This window comes from Hymenobacter sp. YIM 151500-1 (genome assembly GCF_025979885.1).
Lineage (GTDB): Bacteria > Bacteroidota > Bacteroidia > Cytophagales > Hymenobacteraceae > Hymenobacter.
Map to the genome: position 1 here is coordinate 4,796,341 of NZ_CP110139.1, position 20,940 is coordinate 4,817,280.

Sequence of the window (20,940 nt, forward strand, 5' to 3'; positions counted from 1 at the left end):
GGAGCCTGACGACAAACGTTCGACGCCGCTACGTCGGCTGAGGCCTCCGTACCGGCTTACCGCCCTCAAAAGAAAGCGCAAAGCGCCATTACAGGTTTGTAATGGCGCTTTCCTTTATGTTGATGGTAGCAGTTCCGGAGGCGAAAGCCGAAGGGGCTGCGCAAAACAACTCCGTTAGGCTCCCCCTCTCCGCGGGAGAGGGGGCCGGGGGGGTGAGGCCCTACGGCTCCGTAATGAAATTCGGCAGGCCGAGCTTGCTGCGGCGGCCACCGAGCTTGAGGCCGTCGTCGGTGTAGGTGGCCTGGTCGGAGTTGGGGTTGCGGATGATGCCCAGGCTGGGGTTGTCTTCGCGGGCCACGTAGATGTTGCCATCGGGGGCGCGTTGCAGGGAGCCCACTTTGCGGTTGGCCGATTTGCCGATGACTTTGGCCTGGCCGGTTTTCAGGTCGAACTGGAAGATTTGGGCCTGGCCGCCGCCTTCGCCGTTGCTGGAGCCGTAGAGCTTGGTGCCATCGGGCGAAAACTCCACGCCGTAGGCTTCGGGGTAGGGCGCGAAGGTTTTGACGTTGCGCACCTGACCGGTGGCGCGGTCGAAGTCGAATACCTCATACTTGTTGGCTTCGCGCCAGAGAGCCACGGCCAGCTTGCGGCCGTCGGGCGAGAACTTCATAGCCCCGATGGCGTTGCGGCCCGGCCCGGCGTGCATGGAGCCTACGTTGCTCATAATGGGCTTGGTCTGCACCCCGTCGGCCGTGACGAGGAAGGCCACGAAGGCGTTGGAGTTCCAGCGGTGCGCCACCACCCACACGTCGCGGCCATTCTGGTGGCGCACGGCGGCCAGCTTCTCCGCCACCGGCGAGATGAGCAGTGCATTGGCGCGGGGCACGTCGCCCAGGCCCCGGTCGCGGGTCATGTCCACGATGGAGTAGCGCAGGCCGTTGCTGGTGCCCTGGGCGGCCACCGTAAACACGTAGAACACGTTGCCGCTGCCAGGGTCGGGCACGATGAGGGCGCTCTGGGTGCTGGAGTTGGAGCCCATGAGCTTGCGGCCGTTGGGCATTACCTGGTGCTGGCGGTTGAATACGAACTCGCCGTTGGTGTAAAACAGCAGCTGCCCCTGCTGATTGGTGGCCACCGCCGAGCCTTCGTAGGTGGTCATTTTGTTGGTGAGCAGCGGGGTAGGGGCGCCCCCATCGGCCGGGAACTGCAGCCCCGCCTGCTGCCCAAACAGCCAGATAGACTGCTCCCGCTGGGCCAACGCCGCGCCGGGCAGCAAGAACAGCAAGGCGTACAGTACGCTACGTAAGCGCGTCATAGCAAACAAAAACAAAGGTGTTGGAAGGATGAGATGCAGGCCCTGTAACGGAATTTCGTGCCAAAATAAGGTGCCGAAACCTGGCGGCAGACTTAGCCAGCAGAGCTGGCGCGTCTGCCCGCCGGGGGATGGGGCAAGTCTCCGGACTTGCGGCCGCGCAGTGGCCAGGCGGTACCGCGCCGTATGGCTAGATAGCGAGGACAAAAGATGTAACGCGAAGTTATACTTCGCGACACGGCAGCACAATGCTGGACCGCCCCGCGTGTCCCAAGGCTGAAGCCCTGGGCTACGTAGCGAGACATTTTTTCCGCTGATTAGCTCAGGGCTTCAGCCCTGAGGGCCAGAACGACACCTATGCAACGATGCCCGCGGCAACGCTACATTCAGGCAGGCGGCTCTTACGCTCGATGGCCGCCTGCGGCGGCCGCAAGTCCGGAGACTTGCCCCCATTTCCCGGCGGGCAGACGCGCCAGCTCTGCTGGCTAAGTCTGCCGCCAGACCAGATCTGCCGCCAGAAACGCTATATATCCCACTCGCCCGCCAGCAGGCGCGGAATCAAAGGCTGGATGATGCGGTAGCTGGCACCCCACAGGGCATAGCCGGCGCCTACGCGGTAGAAGGGCACGCGGCGCGGGCCCGGCCAGCCCGGCAGCTGCCACACTTCCTCGGCGTGCGTGGCCGCGTCGGCCAGGTGGCGTAGCGGAACCTCCAGCACCTCGTCGATTTCGGCGGCTTGCCACTGCCAGGCGGCAGGGCGGCGGATGCGGCCCAGGTAAGGCGTGATGCGGAAACCCGTGGGCACGGCCACCGGCGGCAGCGAAGCCAGCACTTCAACGTTGGCGGGCAGCAGGCCAACTTCCTCGTAGGCCTCGCGCAGGGCCGTAGCCAGCAGGTTCTCGTCGGTGGGCTCGGGCTTGCCGCCGGGAAACGCCAATTGTCCGCCGTGCACCCCAAACGCCGCCCGCCGCACCAGCACCACCTGCACGTCGCCGGCGGCGTCGCGGAACACGGGCACCAGCACGGCCGAGTCGCGCAAGTGGCGGGGAATGGGAAAGTCGGCAACCGAAGGTGGAACGAGCATGCCCGCAAAGTACGCCGCCCCCGGCAAACCAGTGCTGCCCTGGTTGTTCAAGGTATTCAGCCAGCAGTTTTCGGGCGGAACGGGCATAACAAAGGGCTTGTCGCCAGACAAGCCCTTTGCAGATACTACCCGTAGAAAAAGCTGCGGGAAGTTAATACAGGTAATCCAGGGCCGTTTTGTCGTTGGCATTGAACGGCCGGTCGTCGTCGGCCCCAATGCAGGACAGCATCCAGGAGTCGGGGTCGGGGCCAACGGCAGTGCCGGGAATGTAGATGGCCCCAACGGTGCTGGCGCCTTCATTCACCGCCTGGCCGCCGCAGCTGTAGCTGCGGTCCATGTAGTCGGTGTGGCGGAAGCCGATGCAGTGCCCGATTTCGTGGGCCAGAACACTGGCAATAGTCCCGGTGGAAATGTCCGGGCCGAAGGCGCGGGAGTTAACGCGAATCAGGTTGAAAGGCTCGCCGCCCGAAGGGAAGCCCGCGGAGGCCAGGTAGTCGCCCGCGCCCCGCAGAATGCGGATGTCGGCGCCGCTGGATACACGCGCGAAGCGTAGTTGTAGGTTTTCCGCGTTATAGCGGTCCAGGGCCACGTCCAGGGCGGTGGTAAAGGAAGCAGGAAACTGGTTGGAAATGCTCACGGTGATAGTGCGCGGCAGGCCCGTTACCAAATTGGTGGTGCGGTACTGCTCGTCCTGGCCCACGCGCAGCAGCTGCACCGTCGGCCGCTGCTGCAAGTTCTGGGCAGTCAATAAAATGTCGCCTTCGACCAGATAGTTGCCGTCTTCGTCGCGCCGTACATTCTGAGTGCTGAACCCCAACTGCCGAATCTGGCTCAGCGTGGCAGCGCTGATTTCCTGGCCGGCGGCAGCTGGTACATTTTCTTTTTCCGTGCAGCCAGCAACGGTCAGGGTGAGGGCCAGGCCAGCGGCCCAGACGGGAAGCATGCGTTTCATCATAATAAGTTGGTTGTAAAAGATGAATGGATGGGGAAAAGCTATGCATATTTTACCTATAACAATAATGTTTGGTACTATTCTTTCACAAGAATCCTATTCTATTGGGAAGTTGCTATTTCAGAGCAAGCCTTACTACCCTCAGACCCCCTAAAACCCGGACTTCCGCTAGCGGCTGACTTCGATACCTTTCACTTTATCTTTACCTACCCCAAGCCACCCCCTTCTCCGCGTGCCTGACTTTTCCGCTTCTGCTGCCCCTGCTGCTTCCTACGACGTGCTGATTGTGGGGGCGGGTCCGGCGGGCACGGCCTGCGCCCTGGCCCTGGGCGGCAGCGGCCTGCGCGTGGCCCTAGTCGATAAGGCCCGCTTTCCGCGCGACAAAGTGTGCGGCGACGCCATTCCCAGCCCGGCCCTCAAGGCCCTGCGCCGCCTCAACCCCCGGTACGCCGACGAGCTGCGCGCCCTCACCGCCGCCCACCGCACCGACATGGCCTGTAGCCGCCTGGCCTCGCCGGCCGGGGCCGAGGTGAGTGTGTACTGGCAAGACCCGGCCTTCAACAGCCCCCGCCTGCACTTCGACCACGCCCTGCTGGAGCTGGTGCGCCGCCACACCACCACGGTAATTCTGGAAGACTGCCCCATCCGAAGCGTGGCCGCCACGGCCGAAGGCGTAGCCGTGCAGCCCGCCACTGGCCCTTCGCTTACGGCCCAGCTGCTCATCGGCTGCGACGGAGCCAATTCGGTGGTGGCCCGGCAGCTAGCGCCCTGGCCCCTCGACCGGTCCCGGCACTGCGCCGCTGTGCGCGCCTACTACACGGGCGTGCAGGACACGCCCGCCACCACCAGCGACTTTGTGTTTCTGAGCCGCCACCGGGCCGGATACTGCTGGGTGTTTCCGGTGGGCGAGGGGCTGTTCAACGTGGGGTTTGGCATGCTCTCCGAGGACATTGCCCGCGAGCAGGTTGATTTGAAGGAAGTGCTGGACGAGGTGCTGGCTACCCACCCGCGGCTGGCTCCGCGCTTCCGCCAGGCCCGGCGTCTGGGCAAGGTGCAGGGTTTCGGGCTGCCCCTGGGCGGAGGGCAGCGCCCCCTCACTGGTCCGCGCACCCTGCTCTGCGGCGACGCCGCCGCCCTCATCGACCCCTTGCAAGGCCACGGCATCGACCAGGCCATCATCAGCGGCTTGCTGGCTGCCGAGCACGCCCGCCGCTGCTGCGCCGCCCGCGACTTCAGCCCCGCTGCCCTGCAACCCTACGCCGCCCACGTGCAGCGCCGCCTGGGCCGCGACCTGGCCCGCCACTACTGGCTGATGCGCCTGCTGGCCCGCGCCCCCTGGCTGGTTGAAGCCGCCTTCAGCGCCGCCCGCCTGCCCGCCCTGCGCCGCTGGCTGGTACGCCTGATGGGGTAGGGAGAGGAACTTCTGGATAGCTGCAAGCCACAAGCTACAAGCTCTTCAAACAGGCTTGCAGCTTGCAGCTTGTGGCTTGCAGCTATCCAGAAGCTACCTTCGCCGCATGAACACTGCTGCCCTACTCGACTTCCTTGCCGACCTTGCCTTGCACAACGACCGGGACTGGTTTCAGGCCCGCAAAGGTACCTACGACGGGTTGCGGCGCGACTTTGAGGCGGCCGTGGGGCGGTGGCTGCCGGAGCTGGCGCGCCTGGACCCCACGCTGGCCGGGCTGGAGGCGCGCCGCTGCATCTTCCGTATCTACCGCGACGTGCGGTTTTCGCGCAACAAAGACCCCTACAAAACGCACTTCAGCGCCTACTTTGCGGCGGGCGGCAAGGCCGGCACCGGGCCGGGTTACTACGTGCAGATTGGTCCAAACGGGCAAACCCTGCTGGCCGGCGGCCTCTACCAGCCCGACCGGGAGCAGCTGGCCCGCATCCGGCAGGAAATCGACTACAACGGGGCCAGTCTGCACGCCCTGCTGCAAGCGCCGGAGTTCCGGGAGTTCTTTCCGAATGGCTTAGAAGGGGAGAAGCTGAAAAAAGCCCCCGCCGGCTACCCCACCGACCATCCTGACGTGGAGTTGCTCAAACATAAAAGCTTCATTGCCGCTTACGCTATTCCCGACGCCACCGCCCGTGGCCTTGACCTGGATGCCACGGTGCCGGCCGCCTTCCGGGCCTTGCAGCCCTTGTGCACTTGGCTCCGCGAGGCCGTGACGCCGGGCGAGTAAGCCGGGGCTCAGCCCCAAGGTCAGCCCCGAGGCACTGGGCTGCGTATGGCACAGGCACCCCCTTGTTATATCACTTCATGTTTCGTTACCGATGAATTTCACTTCCTCCCGCCCCGAAGACCTGCTGTTTGACGCCGCCCGCCGCGGCGACGTAGCCACCCTGCAAGCCCTGCTTCAGCAGGGCGTCGACGTCAATGCCCAGGACGGGCGCGGCTTCACGGCCCTCATTCTGGCGGCGTACGACGGCCACCTCGACGCCACCCGCCTGCTGCTGGAGGCCGGCGCCAACCCCAACGTGCACGACGCCAGCGGCAACACGGCCCTGATGGGCGTTTCCTTCAAAGGCTACCCCGAAATTGCCCAGCTCCTTATCCAGCACGGCGCCGACCTCGACGCCCGCAACGGCAACAACGGTACCGCCCTGATGTTCGCCACCCTGTTCGGCCGCCACAACATTGTGCCCATCCTGCTGCAAGCCGGCGCCGACACCACCCTGCGCGACGTGCGCGGCCTCTCAGCCCGCGACCTGGCCATCCAGCAAGGCAACGAAGAAGCCCTGAAGCTGCTCGGCGAGGAGTAGGCAGCAGAGCCACAAAACACAACAGCGCCGCCGCGGACTGGTCCGCGGCGGCGCTGTTCGTAGGGGCCGGATGAGGCCTCAGTCAGAAATCAGCCTAAATAGGTAGTAGGTAGACAAGCAAATGATTGCCATCCAACTACCAACTACCTACTACCAACTACCTAGTATAGGTAGTTGAGGGCGGTTTTGTCGTTGGCGTTGAAGGGGCGGCTCTGGCCCGAGCCGATGCAGGCCAGCATCCAGGAATTGGGGTCGGCGGCCGATGGGGTGCCGGGGATGAGGATGGCACCGACCGTGCTGGCTCCCTCGTTGGCAGTGGAGCCGCCGCAGCTGTAGCTACGGTCCATATAGTCGGTGTGGCGGAAGCCGATGCAGTGCCCGATTTCGTGGGCCAGGATGGTGCCCAGGTAGGCCGCGCTGGGGTTGTTGCCGATGGCGCGGGAGTTAATCTTCACCTCGTTGTGCGGCTCGCCGGCCGCGGTGGGGAAACCCGCCGACGCCAGGTAGCTGCCGTTGCCCCGCACCAGGCTGATGGTGGCGCCGCTGGAAACGCGGCTAAAGGTGATTTGCAGGTTTTCGGCGTTGAAGCGGGCAATGGCTTCGTCGAGGCCGGCCACGTAGGAGGCGGGCAGCTGGCTGGAAATACTCACGGTAATAACGCGCGGCAGGCCGCCTACCAGGTTGGTGGTGCGGTATTGCTCGTCCTGGCCCACGCGCAGGAAGTTCTGGGCGGCCCGCTGGCTTAGTTCCTGGGCGCTGAGGCGGATGTCGCCCTCCACTATGTAGGTGCCGTCTTCGTCGCGCTGCACGTTGCTCGTGCTGAAGCCCGACAATTTGATTTGGTTCAACGCCTCGGCGCTGATGCCTTGCTTATCTTGTACTACTGCTTCTTTTTCAGCGCAGCTATTCAGCAGCCCCGATACGAGCAGGGCACCCAGCAGAATAGGAGAGGAAAACTTCTTCATGAGTAAGTGAATGGAAAGTGGGTGGTGAGGTGTAAAATTATTTTGAAAATTTACAGCGTTATTTTGGAAAGTGATACTTCATAAATTGATTTTATTGAAAAATTTACACCTTATATGGTGAATAATTATGTATATTATAAATACTATAATCAGGCCGCTACGCCAATCCGTGCCTTGGGTATACAGAAAAGCCCGTGCCACTGCGAGTTGCAGAAGCACGGGCTGCTTGCCACTGAATCCAAACTACAGCGCCTCACCGAATAAGCTCACGACCTAACCACACCACATCGGTGGCTGGCCGGCTCGCCGCGCCGGCTACGCCAGGCGTTACGTCAGCGGCTGCCACACCACATCGGCAACGGCGGCGGTGTTGGTGGAGAGGTAGCGGCTGTACAGCTCCTGGGCTTGGCCCTGGGCGGGCTCACTGCCATCGGAATGAAGAACCAGGAGCAGAGCGTCGGCGGGTAAATTCAGGTGGCTGCGGAGCTGCTGGGTCAGGATGGGGGAGATGGTCAGGCCGTCTTGCAGCTTGACGACAGTAACGGCCTGCCCATCCTGCTCGATGCGGGCAAACACACCAGCGGGGCCGGTAGAAAAGGTATCAGTATTCATACAGTTGGCTTGGGTGAGCCCTGCTATACGCAGGCCCGACCCCCGGCGCCTAGCCGGCACCTGAGTAAAAGCGAAGCCCTAGGTAGAAACCTCAGCTCCGACAACACAGGTGCTGGCGGGCCAGAACTCAGCTCCAGTGGTTGCCGCCCCAACGCCAGGGGAGAGAAGGCAGCGCAACACGCTGAGCGTTGCCTGTACCTAAGCTTGCTTCGGAATGAAAACGGCCTGCTTCTGGCGGGCCATTTCAGTGTAGGATAGGGCGCTCGTGGCGTTAAGCGGGCCGCTTGGTAGAAAAAGCACGACAGGTAGAGAAGCCGGCAGCTGAGAATTGCCAAGTAATAGCGTACTTATCTGGAGCAGAAGCAGGTCCTTCCTACCTCGAAAACGTAGCCATGATAACAACTACCAACCGGATTCTCGGCGCCGCGACCATGGTGCTAGCCCTGCCCGGTCCGGGCCGGGTAGCGGCCCAGGTTCGCCCGACGGTAAACCACGTCGCCCTGTACGTGTACGACCTGCAAAAGAGCACGGACTTCTACCAGAACGTGCTGGGGCTGCGGCAAATCCCGGAGCCGTTTAAAGATGGGCGGCACGTGTGGTTTCGGATGGGGCCGCACAGTCAGCTGCACCTCATACAGGGCGCCGCCCGGGTAGAAGAACACGCCAAAGACACGCACCTGGCTTTCCGGGTCAAGAACCTGCGCAAGTTCATGGCCCGCCTAGACCAATCCGCCACGCGCTACAGCAGCTGGACCGGGGAGGAAAAGCAGCTAACCGCCCGCCCCGACGGCGTGAAGCAAGTGTACCTACAGGACCCCGACAACTTCTGGATAGAGGTAAATGATGACCGGTTCTGACGGGCCGCCGCAGCCGGTACGCCGCTGCCTCTGGCACTACTGCCAGCCCTGCCGGTAGTCACGCTTGATGAAGCGGTTCACGTCGTCGAAGTTGGTGACGCGGAGCTGCTTCGGGTCCCACAGCAGCTCGATGCCGCGACCGGGGTAGTCGACGCCAGGACCGGTGGTTTTGGGCCGCTGCAAGTCGTAGCCCCGGATGGCGAGGTTGGCCATCAGCAGGGCCTCGGTGAGCGGACCCGCCACCCCAAACGGGGAGCTGACGTAGTGGTTGCCGTAGCCGGCCAGGCAGGCTTCCACCCACTGGGCGTAGTGGCCGTCGGCCCCGCCGGGCACGCGGGCAATGGTGGGTTTCACGTGCACCTCCTGGGTGCGGGAGGTGGGCAGCAGGCGGGGCTCGGCGGCGTACGTGCTAGCCATCATCTTGCCCTTTTTGCCAATGAACAAAACCCCATTGCCCCCGTCGCCAAACCGCTCGTTGGGACCTAGCTCCTCGGGCCGTTCGGGCTGAATACCGCCGTCCATCCAGTGCACGGTGACTTCCTGCTTGGTTTTGTCGGTTTTGGGGAAGGTCAGGATAACGTGGCTGGAGGGCGGGCAGCTTTCGGGAAAGTAGCCGCGCTTGAACTCATCGACGTACACGCTGCCCACGCTGGCCTGCACGGCACTGGCGTACTCCAAGCCCAGCACCCGGAAGGGCGCTTCCATCAGGTGGCAGCCCATGTCGCCGAGGGCGCCAGTGCCGTACTCCCACCATCCGCGCCAGTTGAAGGGCACCAGTTTATCGACGTAGGGCCGGTAGGGCGCCGTGCCCAGCCACAGGTCCCAGTCCAGCTCCGGCGGCACGCTGGCGGCCGGGGCCGGCCAGGCAATGCCCTGGGGCCACACGGGCCGGTCGGTCCAGCAATACACCGTGTGAACCTTGCCGATGACGTTGGCGTCGTACCACTCCTGGAGCTGCCGCACCCCGTCGCCGGAAGCGCCCTGGTTGCCCATTTGCGTAACCACCCGGTACCGCTTGGCCGCTTCAGTTAGGGCGCGGGCCTCGTACAAGTCGTGGGTGAGCGGCTTTTGCACGTACACGTGCTTGCCCAACTGCATGGCGGCCAGCGTCACGGCGGCGTGGTTGTGGTCGGGCGTCGCCACCGATACGGCATCGAAGTTTTTAGCTTCCTTGTCTAGCAGCTGGCGCCAGTCTTTGTAGTATTTAGCCTGCGGAAACGCCTGCACGGAGCGGGCCGCCCGCCGGTCGTCCACGTCGCAGAGGTAGGCTATTCGGGCCTTGCCCGAGCGGGCAAACGCCGCCAGGTCGCTTTCCCCTTTGCCGCCTACGCCCACTCCGGCAATCAGCAGCTGGTCGCTGGGGGCGGTGTAGCCTTTGCCGCCGAGAACAAAGCGCGGCACAATCAGGAAGGAGGCCGCCGCGGCGGCACTTTGCTTGATAAATTCGCGCCGGGAGGGCGAAGCTGGAAGTTGGCTCATGAGAGAAGGGTAGAGCAGCGAAACACAAACCAAGCGCCCTTCAGACGTTTGGGCACGGCGGCCCACTTAACTCCCTGGGCCCGAATGGGGTAAGACCCTTAAGGTAATAAAATCATGAATACACTCACCCTCCCGGACCCATCCTGTTCCACTTATTTTCAGGCGACTAGTGGCAGCCCCGGCTAGGTAGAAAATAAAGCTTCGTAAGAAGGTGTTTCTTCAGGGAGTGGACGGGTGTTGGGCAGGCGTTTCGCCTCACCTCCGGTGCCTTTCCGAGGGAGAAAAGGAGCCTGACGGGTACAGACGGTACTTTCACAGGAGAACCGCTCCGACAAGGTGTTTCCTCGCCTTATGAGATAGATGGTGCCAAGCAGAGCGTTCGGGCCTGCGTAGCCTCAACCTAGGCAATAGTCGCCACGTCAATGACCGTTTGCGCGGCTATGGAGCCCGGCCACTGGGTCCGGCCCAGCAGCTCGGTCAGGTGCTCCGGCAGCTCCGCCACCGTGAGCGGCCGAGCCGGCCGAGCCACCACATGGTACTGCCGGTGCGCGTCGTTGTGCAAATCGGTTTTGGCAAAGGAAAATAAGCCGCGCCGGGCGTAGCGGGGTGGCTAGGGTAGGTGGGGCTGTTCACCGTCAGGCCCGCCCCCGGCTCCGCGGCAGTAGTCTCGGGCAGATTCAGGAAATAGGCGTGCAGCTCCAGCAGCGCCGCCTCATCCGCCGCCACCGACTCCGGCAGTCGCCCCCCACCCGAAGCTACGTGCAGGACGTGCCCGGCCGCATCGGTGGCAAACCAATCAATGTCCGCGTCGGCTTGGTCGGAGGGGTGGATGCGCATGGAGATGATCGTTATTTTTAAAACAAATTCTTTAGAATATTTCACATAATGCAAATAATTGATATCAAAACATGATGGGAGATTTTAATTTATTTTCTTAATAAGAAATATTATATGATTTCATTGCTATTTTATTTTAAATGCACGCAGATATTTTTCGGCTTCACGGTATTTATTAAATTGCTCGTCGTAACTTTTTATAAAATCAGCAGCAGATTCTACATCCTTGCTGCGAACACGCCCCCCTAATACGATCATTTGCGGGCGGCACCTGCTCATGCGAGTTGCTATGGTGTCAGCTATTACAAATGGTACTCCACCACCAATATCTAAAACCCGAAGTTTAGGAAATTGGCAAAAGTCAAGTGGTTGATTTTTGAATCGATTGAAGAAATAGTATTCTCCCCCTGCGCCTCGCCCCTGCAGATGAAGATACCCCCCCCTGCTGGCAGACGTTTAAAATGTAGCTCGTATTTCCAGGCACGAGGGTAAAACCACAGATTACGCAGTTTCATACCTATTAGAATAGCCTCAACGTTTTGCAGGTTCTGCAAGGACTTCGGGAGGCTATCTAGTTCTTGACCACGTAAGTCAAGTACGCGCACTTTATCGGATTGTTGAATGGCAGTTACTATATCATGGTATACTCCCCGCCGTTGTGCCTGTGCACTTAAGCACACAAAACATCCAGCTAGCAATACCACTATTTTCATTGTGCCTATATAAGAAGTAGCAAGGTGCTGCAAGCTACAACGGAAAGCCAAGCAAACCGCAAGTACATATACACTACATGTACACTACATTGTCAGCGTGTATGCCCTCAGTAGCCTCGAAACAGCCTTTTTAAGCGCATACATATACACAACATATACACAAACCTTCATGCTGTCTCTAGAGCTTGCTGCCCTTTGGGTGTAGATATGTACCGTTGGTTGAGGTGCTTTGGAACTTCTGGCAGGGTGAAGGCCAGGTACCCATCGAGCAAAAGAGGGGTGATATATCGAGTTGAGTTGGTAAGTGAGCTACTCAACCCTAATTCCGCCAGAATCTCCCTGCGAGTGCGTGGCTGCTGGCAGAAGCGCAGGATGTGCAGCTCCCGGCTCGTCAGTTCGCGGGTGATGAAGTCAGGATGGATGGGCAGCGTGACGAGGAAGTAGGAGTGGGCCTCGTCCATCTCGAACACGGGCGGCGGGGAGCCGTTGGCCTGCATGGCCCGCCGAATCTTGGGCAGGCCAGTGGCGCGGCCTTCGGTGAGGTGCAACTCGCGCAGAAAGTCGCCGACGCGGCGGTTGCGGTAGTCGCGCGAGACGATGCGTGGCTGCCGGAGCATGTGTGGCGTTACGGGCGGCAAGGCGCCAGGATAGCTAATGATTTCCAGCTGGCCGGGCCGTACGTTCACTTCAATGGTCTGCTGGCTTTCGTAGCTGCGGTGGTACACGGCGTTGGCCAAGGCCTCTTCAAGGGCATCATAGGGAAAATTAAAAAAGCGCTGGGCCTCTGCCCGGCCGGAGATCTTGCGGACTTCTTCGCGCAGCACCTGGTTGCGCAAGTAGTCCAGCGCCTGACGCAGCTGCCGGTGCAGCGGCCCGGTGAAGCGTTTTTCCGTGAACTGGTCGCCTACTTCGTCGCGGTACACAACAACTTCAATCACTGCTCCGCGAAAGAAGCGTTCCGGATGTTCGCTGAACATGAGTAAGCCAATATTCAGCGGCTTTCTGTATTCTGGCGGGCCGCTCACCAGGCGCATCTGCTCGCACAGCTCGGCAAAGGGCATAGTTTCGGCTTCGTCGGCTAGGTTGCTGCGGATTTCGCGGAGAAAGTCGCGGATAAGAGCCGGGCTCAGGTTATGTAGCTCGGCTTGGTGGTTGATGCGGTCATCGAAGGGCACTTTGGCAGCCAACTCCAACAGTTGGTGTTCGTCGGCCTGGGTGCGCACCTGCACGGTGCTGGCGTAGCGGCGAATAAAATAAGCCTTCTGGCCTTTGTGCTCTTTGCCGAGGGAAATCGGCGCCTTGTAGGGCCGCGTCTGCCCGCCCGGTACCCAAATAATGAACAGCCATGCCCCCTGGTACTGCACTGGCTGCGCCACGGGAAAATAGGGTGGCGTAATCTGGTGGCAGAGTTGCAGCAATTCCTTCTGCATGTGGTCTAGCTGCTCCACAAGTACACCCTCGGGCGGCAGCACCGGGCGCCCGTCCTGCTCCCGCACGCCCACCACGATGTAGCCTCCGCCCCAGTTGTTGATGTCGTTGGCGAAGGCGCAAATTGAGTGCAGAATGTCCTGCGGATTCCAGCCGGTTTTAAATTCCAACCGCTCCCACTCCACCGTATGACCGGATAACAGTTCCGAAAGATTGACAGGTAGCGCCATAAGCCGGTAAATAAGCAAAACGGCCGGAAGAACCGGCCGTTTGTCTGCAATAACAAGAGGGCTTACACCTCTGCCTGCGCCAGCTTCCCCAAAATCTCCTGGGCCGCCACGGCAATGACGGTGCCGGGACCGTACACGCCGGCCACGCCCGCATCGTAGAGGAATTGGTAGTCCTGGGCGGGGATGACGCCGCCGGCAATAACGAGAATGTCTTCGCGGCCGAGCTGCCCCAGCTCCTCGATGAGCTGCGGAATCAGGGTTTTGTGGCCGGCGGCGAGGCTGCTTACGCCCACCACGTGCACGTCGTTTTCGGCGGCTTGGCGGGCTACCTCGGCGGGCGTCTGGAATAGGGGGGCAATGTCCACGTCGAAGCCTACGTCGGCGAAGCTCGTGGCAATGACTTTGGAGCCCCGGTCGTGGCCGTCCTGGCCCATTTTGGCCACCATCATGCGGGGGCGGCGGCCTTCGCGGGCGGCAAAGTCGTCGGCGGCCTGGCGGGCCTTGGCAAACTCCTCGTCGTAGTTCATTTCATGAGAATACACGCCCGAAATAGCCCGGATGGTGGCCTGGTGTCGACCATACACTTTCTCCAGGGCATCGGAAATCTCGCCCAGCGTAGCGCGCAGGCGGGCGGCGTTGATGGCGAGGGCTAATAAGTTATCGGCTTCCCCGTTCGCCTCACCCCCTAGCCCCCTCTCCGAGGGAGAGGGAGGACTAGTTTCTAGTGTTTTAGAGCTAGTGTTTTCTAGAGCTAGTTCCCCCTCTCCCTCGGAGAGGGGGTTAGGGGGTGAGGCGACTAGGCCGGCCCGCGCCGCCTCCGTCAGGGCCGCCAGCGCGGCTTGCACAGCGGCTTCGTCCCGCTCCGCCCGGATCTTCTGGAGGCGGGCAATCTGGGCTTCGCGCACGGCGGCGTTGTCGATGTCGAGGACTTCGATGCTGGTGGCTTCGTCTACGCGGTACTTGTTCACGCCGACCACCGTTTCCTTGCCCGAGTCGATGCGGGCCTGCTTGCGGGCGGCGGCTTCTTCGATGCGCATTTTGGGCAGGCCAGTTTCAATGGCCTTGGCCATGCCGCCCAGCTCCTCCACTTCCTGGATGAGGGCCCAGGCCCGGTCGGCCAGCTCGTGGGTGAGGGTTTCCACGTAGTAGGAGCCGCCCCAGGGGTCTACTACGCGGGTGATGTCGGTTTCGTGCTGAAGGTAGAGCTGGGTGTTGCGGGCAATGCGGGCCGAGAAGTCGGTGGGCAGGGCAATGGCCTCATCGAGGGCGTTGGTGTGCAGGCTCTGGGTGCCGCCCAGGGCCGCCGCCATGGCCTCAATGCAGGTGCGGGCCACGTTGTTGAAGGGGTCCTGCTCGGTGAGGGAGTAGCCCGAGGTCTGGCAGTGCGTGCGCAGGGCCAGGCTCTTGGGGTTTTGGGGGTCGAACTGCCGCAAGAGCTTGGCCCAGAGCAGGCGTCCGGCCCGGAGCTTGGCGATTTCCATGAAGTGGTTCATGCCGATGGCCCAGAAAAACGACAGGCGTGGAGCAAACTCGTCGATCTTCATGCCCGCCGCCAGGCCCGTGCGCACGTACTCCAGCCCGTCGGCCAGGGTGTAGGCCAGCTCCAAGTCGGCGGTGGCGCCGGCTTCCTGCATGTGGTAGCCCGAGATGCTGATGGAGTTGAACTTGGGCATGTGCCGGGCCGTGAAGGCGAAGATGTCGGCAATGATGCGCATGCTCGGCAGGGGCGGGTAGATGTAGGTATTGCGCACCATGAACTCCTTCAGAATGTCGTTCTGAATGGTGCCCGCCAGCTGCTCCGGCTGCACGCCCTGCTCCTCGGCTGCCACAATGTAGAAGGCCAAGACGGGCAGCACGGCCCCGTTCATGGTCATCGACACTGACATCTGGTCCAGCGGAATCTGGTCGAAGAGAATCTTCATGTCCTCCACCGAGTCGATGGCCACGCCGGCCTTGCCCACGTCGCCCACCACGCGCGGGTGGTCGGAGTCGTAGCCCCGGTGCGTAGCCAAGTCGAAGGCCACGCTCAGGCCCTTCTGCCCGCCGGCCAGGTTGCGGCGGTAGAAGGCGTTGCTTTCCTCGGCCGTCGAGAAGCCCGCGTACTGCCGGATGGTCCAGGGGTTCTGCACGTACATGGTGGCGTACGGCCCGCGCAAATACGGCGCCACGCCCGCCCCAAAGCCCAGGTGGTCGAGGTGCTGCACATCGTGGGCCGTGTAGAACTCCTTGAGCGGAATGCCTTCGGGCGTGCTGGTCTCGGGAGCTTCAGCAGGCGGCGCGGGCAGCTGGCCGGCGTTGTAGGGGATATGAGCGAAATCAGGTTTCATGGGTCTGGATGTAGGGGCGCGTCGCACGCGCCCGGTCGTTGAACGACTCGCGGGTGGAAAGGTAGTTGGTCATCAACGCCGGCCGTTCAACGACCGGGCGCGTGCGACGCGCCCCTACCTTGCAGGCGGGCCAAAACGTCTTCGGTGCTGTAGCCTTGCACGGTGAATTCCTCGAAGCCGAACACGCGCACGGCTTCTTGCAGGGTGGCCAGGTCGGCGGTGAGCAGGGCGGGCGGAATGAAGGTGGGCTCGTCGAGGGGCACGTGGCTGATGGCGCGGGCCAGGCGGCCGAACTGCTCGGGCGTGGCGTACATGAGCGTGGCTTCCTCGGGCGACGAAAACAACACCGACAGCGTGCCTTCCGGGTGAGCGTCGCGCAGCTCGGGCCGCTCCTGCTCCGGCAGCGTCCTCAGAAACGACTCCAGAATCAGCTGGTTGGTGTGGGCACCGAGCAGTACCACGGCCGCGCGTTTCCGTTTTTTCTCGCGGCGCTCAAAGTGCAGGGCCGTAGCCAGGCGCAGCACTTCGGTAGGGTAGGTGGCGCGGGTGCTGTCGAACTCCCGGCTGCGCAGCAGGCGCTTGGGGTTGTAGTCGAACTGCTCGTGCGGGTTGTGGAAGCGGTTAGTGCCCACCACCACCTGCTCGCCGGTAGCAATGCGCCGGAACTGGGCCTGGGCCGCCGCGTGCAGCTCCTGCAACACGAGGCCCGTGGCCGCGGGCAGGCCGCCGGCCTCCTCCACACGCTGAAACAGGGCCCAGGCCTCGCGGGCCAGCTGGTCGGTGAGGGTTTCGAGGTAATAGGAGCCGGCGGCGGGGTCCTGCACCCGGTCCAGGTAGGCTTCTTCGCGTAGCAGCACGGGCAGGTTGCGGGCCAGGCGCTCGGCAAACTCATTGGGGCCGTGAAACAGACTGTCAAACGAGCCCACGCTTACGGCGTCGGCCCCGCCCAATACGGCGCTCATGGCCTCGGTGCTGACGCGCAGCAGGTTGGTATGCGGGTCGAGGGTGGTCTGGCTCCAGGTGGCGGTGCTGGCCAGGATGGTGAGCCGCTGGGCCACCTCGGCCGGCACCCCAAAGGCGTGCAGCAGCGTGGCCCACAGCCGCCGCAACGCCCGCAGCCGGGCCAGCTCCGGAAAGTAGCTGGGGTTGATGGCCACGTGCACGTGCAAGGCCGCCGCCACTTCGGCCACTGACACCTCGCCCAGGTTGGGCAGCTCACTTAAATAAGCCGCCGCCGTGCTTAAAGTAAAGGCTATCTGTTGCGTAACGGTGGCGCCGCGGTTGCCATACAACGCCGCGTTCAGCCCCAGGGCCCGAAACTCCGGCCAGCTCCGGCTCCGGCGCACGGCGTCGGCCAGGTCGCGCAGCTGGACCTTGAGGTCGGGGGCGTGGCGGGTGATGGGGTCCGAAACCAGGAAGCCGCGCAGTACGGCGCCGGTATCGGCCAGGCGCTGCACCAGGCCGGCCGCGCCGCCGCGCACGGTGTAGCCCACGTACGTGTCGTTCAGGGGCAGGCGCTGGTGCAGGTAGTCTACGTCGAAGGCCTCGGCGTTTTCCAGCACAAAATGGGCCCCGTCGGCTCCGCGGGTCAGGGTGTTGGCGGCCCGGTCGATGGCGGCGTGGCCCGGCTCGGTGGCCGGCACGGTGTAGGTGGGCACGTTGCGCCAGTGGGCGCCCGGCCGAACCTGCGGGGCCGGGGCACCGCCCAGCTCGGCCAGGGCTTCGCGGTGGTAAAAGGGCTGCACCGCAAAGCCATCGGGCGTCTGCCAGGCGAGGGCGGCCGGGTCCTGCCCCTTCAGGTCGCGGCGGATGCGCTCCTGCCAGGCGGCGGTGGTGACGGGTTCAAACTCGGAAAAGGAAACGGGCGCGGAGCGAGGGGAGTCAGCCATAGCCGGGAGTGCAGGTGGGAAAACGGGCCAAAAAGGCGGGTTAAAGATACCGGTTCGGGTCTAGAATGCCGGTGCCGAGAATAGTGTACGAGGCAAAGCTTTCTTCTACATTTGCCCGATTTTTTACCAATTCAACTTTACTCATACACCTTGCTTATGCATCAACACCTACGTCTACTACTCTTTCTGGCTAGCTTAGGAGTCTCCTTACACGCGGCGGGTCAGTCCGGTTTCCGGCCCGGCTACGTGGTACCCGTAGCAGGCGACACGCTGCGCGGGGAGGTGGAGCTGCGCGGGGCCCAGCAGGTAGCCCGGCTCTGCCGGTTCCGAACCAACAGTGCCAGCGCGGTTACTGAATACCAGCCGGCCCAGCTGCGCGGCTACGGCGCCACGGCCGGGCCCCGCTTCGAGACGGTGCCGGCGAAGCCCGGTTTGCCCGTGTTTATGGAAGTGCTGGTGAGCGGCAAGGCGTCATTGTACACGATGTATAATGACGACGACGAGCAGCAGTTTTTTATGCGCAGCCCCCAGGGCGCGGTGCTGGCCCTACAGCAGCGCGACACCGTGAAGACCGCCGAGCCCGGCGCCCGCAGCGCTCAGGTGAAAGAACGGAACTACCTGTTCCGGCCCGTGCTCAAGCAAGCCCTGGCCGACTGCCTGCCCGCGGTAATTACCATCCCGAAGGTGGAGCTGAAGGAGTCGCAGCTGCGGAAGCTGTTTGTGGCCTACAACAACTGTGGCCGCGAAGCCCCGGCGGCCGACGTCGCACCCGCCGCCAGCAAAGCGGCGCTGGGCCTGCTGGCCGGGGTGTACCGGGCCACCCTGCCATTCGGTAATAACCCGCGCACTACCCTGAAAACTGGTTGGAACCCCACGGCGGGGCTGGCGCTGAGCTTCCGGCCAGGCCGGTTTGGCGAAAAGCTGATGCTGCGCCTGGAGGCCTTGTATACGCAGGATACTTTCGAGGAAGAAGTGACTGTGCCAGGCTCGGGCATCAACCTCCTCGGCACGGCCCAGCGCCGCACCGATGTCAAGCTGAACGCGCTGCAAGTGCCCGCGCTGATTCGCTACTCGCTGCCGGGCCGGCGGCTGCGCGCTTTCCTACAGGCGGGGCCCCAGGCCAGCATCGGGTTTGGAGGAAGCGCCCAGCAGCGGCGCACCGAGCAGATGAACGGCTCGGCTCCCTCCACCACTACCACCTCCTACGACGTGCGCACGTTCCGGCTCGGTGGTGCTGTGGGCGCTGGCCTCACCCTGAAAGCCGGCACCGGAGCTGTGCAAGTAGAAGTGCGCCGGTCGTTTACCGATACTCCCGTGGAGCAGAAAGTGGCCGGTGGGGTGCAAGCCACGCACTTGCTGCTGGGCTATCAGTTCCGCTAGAGCAAAAGCCGAAGAAACTTGGCGGCGCCCGCCCAGGCGTGCTCAGGTAGCACGCCTGGGCGGGCGCTATTGTTTGCAGCGCAACTCCCGGCGTCCTGCCGTACCTTTACCACTCGCTCCTGCTTTGTAGTACCCTATGCAATTTCTTCGTTCCCAGCTGGCGGCCCTGGGGCTGCTGGCGGCCACTACGCTGCTGGCCCCGGCCTGCCAGCGGGCCGGCTACGTGCCCACGGCCAAGCTGGCACCCGCCACGGCTCAGCCCGTGGGCCCGGCCCTGGCCGAAAATCCTGCCGCCCTCGACCTTATTGCGCCCTACCGCCAGCGCGTGACGGAACAGATGACCACGGTGCTGGGCCAGGCCCCGGCGGCCATCACCAAAAACCCTGGCGAGTCGCCGCTGGCCAACTTCGTGGGCGACTTGCAGCGCCAGCGCGCCAGCCGGGAGCTAGGCCAGCCCGTGGACCTGGGCGTGATGTCGAACGGGGGGCTGCGGGCTCCTATTCCGGCCGGGCCCGTAACCATGGGGGCGGTGTTTGAGCTGATGCCGTTCGAGAATGAGCTGGTGGTGCTCAGCACCCCCGGTCCCGTGGTGCAGCAGCTGTTCGACTACGCCGCCCGCGTGAAAATGCCTGTGTCGGGGGCTGTGTACGCGGTGACTCAGGAAGGAAAACCCACGAGCATCAGCATCGGCGGACAGCCTTTCGACCTGGCCCGCACCTACACCATCGCCATTTCCGACTACCTGGCCGGGGGCGGCGACAACATGACCTTCTTCAAAACCCTCAAGCCCCGCGGCACCGGCATCCTGCTCCGCACCGCCATTGCCGACCACATCCGGGAGCAAACTCAGCAGGGCAAGGCCATTCAGGCCGCAGTGGAAGGACGGGTCAAGTTGTAATGTGGCGAATGTGGGAAATGGGAGAAATGTGGTAGAATCAGAAGAACACTCGTTCCGCACGTTTTCCTATTTGTCACATTTTACACATTCCCTCCACATTCTGCACATTATATTCACATTCAGCATAGTACCTCCGTGGATCGTCGCGAATTTCTGAAACATACGGGCCTGGGCGCGGCTAGCCTGGGGCTGCTGGGCGCGGCGGCGCTGCCAGCCGCGGCCGCCGACAACCAGGCCCGGCGCCTGACCATTCTGCACACCAACGACATGCACTCCCGCATCGAGCCGTTCCCCGGCAACGCGGCGCAGTGGGCCGGGCTGGGCGGCATGGCCCGGCGGGCGGCGCTGGTGGAGCAGGTGCGGCGGCAGGAAGCTAACGTGCTGCTGCTGGACTCCGGCGACATCTGGCAGGGCACGCCCTACTTCAACTTCTTCCAGGGCGAGCTGGAGTTTAAGCTCATGACCCAGATGGGCTACGACGCCAGCACCCTCGGCAACCACGACTTCGACAACGGCTTGGAAGGCTTGCAAAAGCAGCTGCCCCACGCCGGCTTTCCCTTTCTTATTGCCAACTACGACTTTACGGGCACTCTGCTGGCCGGCCGCTTTCAGCCCTACCAGGTGTTCGAGAAGCAGGGCCTGCGCATTGGGGTGTTTGGCCTGGGCATTGAGCTGGCCGGGCTGGTAGCCGACAAAAACTTTGGCGCCACCACATACCTCGACCCCGTGGCCACGGCCAAAGAAATAGTAGCCAAGCTGCGCGGCCCCGAGCGGTGCGACCTGGTCGTCTGCCTGTCGCACCTCGGCTACAAGTACGAAAGCGCCAAAATCGACGACCGGAAGCTGGCGGCCCAGGTTGGCGGCATCGACCTGATTCTTGGCGGGCACACCCACACTTTCCTGGAGCAGCCCGAGCCTATCGACGGGCCAAACGGCCACCGCACCCTCGTAAATCAGGTGGGCTGGTCGGGAATTAACATCGGCCGAATCGACTACACCTTTGCGCGGGGAGCCCGCCGGCCCAGTGTGGCGGCAGCTCAGGTGCTGCCTGTCCAAACGGTGTAAAATGCAAGAGGTCGGAGCGTTTTTTTGTCTCCTGACTTTTCCACATTTTTGTCTCCCCCTCAAAAAAACGGGCTCCTCAGGGCCCGCGCCGAGCCCTCTTTTCTCCCCCACCTCGCACCTGTTGCTTTTGCCGTATTGTATTG

At 62.8% G+C, this 20,940-nt stretch carries 17 protein-coding genes; 7 read left to right on the forward strand and 10 right to left on the reverse strand.

The annotated features are described in order from the left end of the window. Window positions 1-220: 220 nt before the first annotated feature. From OIS53_RS19825 to OIS53_RS19835, 3 genes are all read right to left on the reverse strand, one after another. Entirely contained in the window at window positions 221-1,315 is a 1,095-nt protein-coding gene (locus tag OIS53_RS19825; RefSeq protein WP_264680315.1) for a YncE family protein, read from the reverse strand. 520 nt (window positions 1,316-1,835) lie between these two features. After that, window positions 1,836-2,483: an NUDIX hydrolase gene (locus OIS53_RS19830; RefSeq protein WP_264680316.1), complete on the reverse strand. Its 648-nt coding sequence runs from the start codon at window positions 2,481-2,483 to the stop codon at window positions 1,836-1,838. Window positions 2,484-2,547: 64 nt separating this feature from the next. Next, the gene (locus OIS53_RS19835; protein ID WP_264680317.1) at window positions 2,548-3,348 is read right to left on the reverse strand and encodes a zinc-dependent metalloprotease; all 801 of its coding nucleotides are present in this window, start codon (window positions 3,346-3,348) and stop codon (window positions 2,548-2,550) included. A gap of 232 nt (window positions 3,349-3,580) precedes the next feature. Between OIS53_RS19835 and OIS53_RS19840 the strand changes: the two genes are divergently transcribed. From OIS53_RS19840 to OIS53_RS19850, 3 genes are all read left to right on the forward strand, one after another. Continuing rightward, a complete protein-coding gene (locus OIS53_RS19840; protein WP_264680318.1) occupies window positions 3,581-4,759 on the forward strand; it encodes an NAD(P)/FAD-dependent oxidoreductase in 1,179 nt (392 codons plus the stop codon). Between the two features lie 106 nt (window positions 4,760-4,865). Next, window positions 4,866-5,537, forward strand: coding sequence for a DUF2461 domain-containing protein (locus OIS53_RS19845; RefSeq protein WP_264680319.1), 672 nt, complete (start codon window positions 4,866-4,868; stop codon window positions 5,535-5,537). A gap of 91 nt (window positions 5,538-5,628) precedes the next feature. After that, window positions 5,629-6,117 (forward strand): ankyrin repeat domain-containing protein, encoded by a 489-nt coding sequence (locus OIS53_RS19850; protein ID WP_264680320.1) that lies wholly within the window; start codon window positions 5,629-5,631, stop codon window positions 6,115-6,117. Window positions 6,118-6,278: 161 nt separating this feature from the next. Here the strand turns inward: OIS53_RS19850 and OIS53_RS19855 are convergent, their stop codons facing one another. Together OIS53_RS19855 and OIS53_RS19860 are read right to left on the reverse strand one after the other, a co-directional pair. Then, window positions 6,279-7,082 carry a zinc-dependent metalloprotease gene (locus tag OIS53_RS19855; RefSeq protein WP_264680321.1) on the reverse strand — a complete coding sequence of 268 codons (804 nt, stop codon included), beginning with the start codon at window positions 7,080-7,082 and terminating at the stop codon, window positions 6,279-6,281. A gap of 327 nt (window positions 7,083-7,409) precedes the next feature. Continuing rightward, window positions 7,410-7,694 (reverse strand): hypothetical protein, encoded by a 285-nt coding sequence (locus OIS53_RS19860; protein WP_264680322.1) that lies wholly within the window; start codon window positions 7,692-7,694, stop codon window positions 7,410-7,412. Window positions 7,695-8,086: 392 nt separating this feature from the next. On the opposite strand from OIS53_RS19860, the gene OIS53_RS19865 reads away from it, so the two are divergent. Continuing rightward, window positions 8,087-8,551, forward strand: coding sequence for a VOC family protein (locus tag OIS53_RS19865; RefSeq protein WP_264680323.1), 465 nt, complete (start codon window positions 8,087-8,089; stop codon window positions 8,549-8,551). 36 nt (window positions 8,552-8,587) lie between these two features. Here the strand turns inward: OIS53_RS19865 and OIS53_RS19870 are convergent, their stop codons facing one another. From OIS53_RS19870 to OIS53_RS19890, 5 genes are all read right to left on the reverse strand, one after another. Next, entirely contained in the window at window positions 8,588-10,030 is a 1,443-nt protein-coding gene (locus OIS53_RS19870) for a Gfo/Idh/MocA family protein (RefSeq protein ID WP_264680324.1), read from the reverse strand. Between the two features lie 477 nt (window positions 10,031-10,507). Further along, window positions 10,508-10,867: a hypothetical protein gene (locus tag OIS53_RS19875; RefSeq protein WP_264680325.1), complete on the reverse strand. Its 360-nt coding sequence runs from the start codon at window positions 10,865-10,867 to the stop codon at window positions 10,508-10,510. An 880-nt stretch (window positions 10,868-11,747) separates the two neighbouring features. Further along, complete coding sequence (locus OIS53_RS19880) at window positions 11,748-13,238, reverse strand: RNA-binding domain-containing protein (RefSeq protein WP_264680326.1); 1,491 nt, start codon at window positions 13,236-13,238, stop codon at window positions 11,748-11,750. 62 nt (window positions 13,239-13,300) lie between these two features. Beyond that, on the reverse strand, window positions 13,301-15,565 hold the full coding sequence (scpA, locus tag OIS53_RS19885; RefSeq protein ID WP_264680327.1) for a methylmalonyl-CoA mutase: 2,265 nt from the start codon (window positions 15,563-15,565) through the stop codon (window positions 13,301-13,303). Window positions 15,566-15,651: 86 nt separating this feature from the next. Continuing rightward, window positions 15,652-17,454, reverse strand: a complete 1,803-nt coding sequence (locus tag OIS53_RS19890; protein ID WP_264680328.1) for a methylmalonyl-CoA mutase family protein — start codon at window positions 17,452-17,454, stop codon at window positions 15,652-15,654. Window positions 17,455-17,610: 156 nt separating this feature from the next. Between OIS53_RS19890 and OIS53_RS19895 the strand changes: the two genes are divergently transcribed. The 3 genes from OIS53_RS19895 to OIS53_RS19905 all read left to right on the forward strand — a co-directional run bounded on the left by OIS53_RS19895 (window position 17,611) and on the right by OIS53_RS19905 (window position 20,797). After that, window positions 17,611-18,834 (forward strand): porin family protein, encoded by a 1,224-nt coding sequence (locus tag OIS53_RS19895; RefSeq protein WP_264680329.1) that lies wholly within the window; start codon window positions 17,611-17,613, stop codon window positions 18,832-18,834. Between the two features lie 136 nt (window positions 18,835-18,970). Next, window positions 18,971-19,732 carry a 5'-nucleotidase C-terminal domain-containing protein gene (locus tag OIS53_RS19900; protein WP_264680330.1) on the forward strand — a complete coding sequence of 254 codons (762 nt, stop codon included), beginning with the start codon at window positions 18,971-18,973 and terminating at the stop codon, window positions 19,730-19,732. Between the two features lie 135 nt (window positions 19,733-19,867). Next, window positions 19,868-20,797: a bifunctional metallophosphatase/5'-nucleotidase gene (locus OIS53_RS19905; protein WP_264680331.1), complete on the forward strand. Its 930-nt coding sequence runs from the start codon at window positions 19,868-19,870 to the stop codon at window positions 20,795-20,797. The last annotated feature ends 143 nt before the right edge of the window (window positions 20,798-20,940 follow it).